Annotated in this window: 3 protein-coding genes; 2 read left to right on the plus strand and 1 reads right to left on the minus strand. The window is 68.4% G+C overall.

The genetic code is table 11. The features are described from left to right. The coding region (locus M3Q23_08505) for a formate dehydrogenase (GenBank protein ID MDP9342126.1) at positions 1 to 208 on the plus strand (208 nt) is incomplete at its 5' end. Positions 209 to 1,045: 837 nt separating this feature from the next. After that, on the plus strand, positions 1,046 to 1,225 hold the full coding sequence (locus M3Q23_08510; protein ID MDP9342127.1) for a hypothetical protein: 180 nt from the start codon (positions 1,046 to 1,048) through the stop codon (positions 1,223 to 1,225). A gap of 164 nt (positions 1,226 to 1,389) precedes the next feature. Here the strand turns inward: M3Q23_08510 and M3Q23_08515 are convergent, their stop codons facing one another. Continuing rightward, the gene (locus tag M3Q23_08515; GenBank protein MDP9342128.1) at positions 1,390 to 2,268 is read right to left on the minus strand and encodes an integrase core domain-containing protein; all 879 of its coding nucleotides are present in this window, start codon (positions 2,266 to 2,268) and stop codon (positions 1,390 to 1,392) included. Positions 2,269 to 2,339: the final 71 nt, after the last annotated feature.

Genomic DNA, 2,339 nt, shown 5'->3' on the forward strand with positions numbered 1-2,339 from the left:
CCCACACATTTCCGGGTCGTCGCTGTCGGCCCAGGCGCGCTACGGGGCGGGCGTGCGTGAGATCTTGGAGTGCTGGTTCGAGGAGCGCCCCATCCGAGAGGAGTACCTCATCGTCGATGGCGGGAAGCTGGCGGGGGCCGGTGCGCACTCCTACAGTGCCGGCAACGTTACCGGCGGTTCAGATGAGGCAGCGCGCTTCAAGGAATGACGGGGACCGCGGTGGCCGATGAACGCGGGGGGGCTACTCCCTCGCAGCGCTCGGGTCCTCAGGACGACAAAGCGGAGGAACCTGGGCCGCGGGCTCTGCGGGGGGACGGCGATCGGGCACAAGGAGCGAGCTCTTGCCCGCCTCATTTGGGCCGACCACCGCGACGACGGGCAGGTCGACGTTGACCCTGGTCTCCTCGGCGAAGCGTCGGTACCCGTGGAACTTCACCCGCACCAGTCGCATGGGTCCCGAGAGTACCGCGAGGGTGCGACAGCCCTTGGCGTTGCGACGGGTTCATGAAGTGGGTAGACGCCGTGGTCGCGGCCGCCCTCGGCCGCATAATGCAGTCGGTCGCCCGTGTCGTCCAGACCCCTTCGAACGGTCAGGATTACGAGGGCATGAGTTCCGATGGGTCGAATATGGCCGGCGAGGTGCTGGGCGACGAGCCAGATGAAGTCGACTTCGGTGGGGGTGAGACTGGACCATCCGGTGCTCGGGCGGGGGCGTCGGCCACGTCCGCGGGCAACGTAGGCGAGCGACTCCTCCATGCTGAGCGAGGGAGCACGAACTGGTGCCGGCTCGCCGCCAGCACCATGACGAACGCCCACGCCCGGCGCTGGCGACCGGCCTCCGGATCGAACCACTGACCGAGGTAGCCGTAGTCCGTCGGGGTACCAGGGATGACGCGCGTTCCCTACGCCGGGACGCGGCGAACCCACGCCAGAGGGTCGCTCGCTTGGCGCGGCAGTGAGCCGGCTCTTCCTCGGCTGGAATCCCGGGTCCTGGGTCACGGGTAGAGTGGGATATTCTGATGTCGACCACGAGGAGGGCTGAGTCATGTGTCTCACCTGCGGGTGCATGCGGCCCCACGACGACATGGGGAACCCGGACAACCTCACCATCGAGGACCTTGAGAAGAGCGCAGGGGCCAGCGGGGTGAGCCTCGACCAGGCAGTGCAGAACCTGGTGAAGACGGTGGACGTGGCCAAGGCTGAGACCGAGCACTCGCACGGTTAGAAGCGAGAACCGGCATGCCGGGAGGTGGCACGCCCCGGCGCGCGGAGGGCCGGTTACTCGGCAACGATCGCCGGCTACCAGAGACGGGCGGCCGAACAACTCGGACGCTAGGGATGCTGCCTTCGTCATGCTGTTCTCCCGGACGGCCCGTGGGGTACACAAACTCATGCCGCGACGCTGTACTCGTGAAGGAGGCCGCCCAACACGTCCCGCCGCCGAACGTCCGCGGCCCTCGGGTCACCCACCGCCGGCGATGGGCTCCCGATCGGCGTCTGAAGGGCGAGCCCACGATGGGGCCTGGCCTCGTTGTAGTGCACGATGTAGGTCCGAAGGACGCGCTCCAGGTGCCTTCGGCCGAGAATGAGGGTCCAGTCCAGGCACTCGGCCCGAAGCGTCCCCACCCATCGTTCGCAGAACGCGTTGGCGTTGGGGGCCCGGATCGGGGTGAGGATGACCCGCATGCCTTCGGACCGGAACACCTCATCGGAGGGGCCGGTGAACTTGGTGTCCCGGTCGTGGATCAGGAACCTCGGAGACCGTCCTTCCTCCTTGAGGGCCATGGCGAGGTTTCGGGCCTGCTGGGTGACCCAGGCCGAGTCGGGGTTGGGTGTCGCTCCCCCCAGGTGGACCCTTCTCGTGCCGAGCTCCAGCGTCTTCAGCCGAATGGTCTCCACGGTGAGGAAGTCGCACGCCAGGATCCCGGGCGCCTGGGAGCGCAGGAACTCACCCCACGTCGGACCGCGCCGGGGAGCCGGGCCGAGGACGCGGCGGCGGAGCAGCGTGGCGATGGCGGTGGCCGAGACCCTGACCCCCAGCTTGAGCAGCTCTCCCCGGATCCGCATGTAGCCCCACCTGGGGTTCTCCCTCGCCAGTCGGAGGATCAGCTCGCGAACCTCGGGGTCGAGGGCGGGGCGTCCCGGAGGGCGGTGGGACCTGGTCCACTTCCTGGCGACGAGCTTCCGGTGCCATCGGAGGAGGGTCTCGGGCCGGACGATGAACGAGTGCCATAGCCCTCTCGGAAGGAGCCTGCTCGCCCGCGGCAAGGAACGCCCGGTCCGATGCCCGATTGGCGGGTCGCTTGACCTGACGACGGAGGACCGCCAGTTGGTGGCGA

Source organism: Actinomycetota bacterium (assembly GCA_030774015.1).
Lineage (GTDB): Bacteria > Actinomycetota > UBA4738 > UBA4738 > JACQTL01 > JALYLZ01.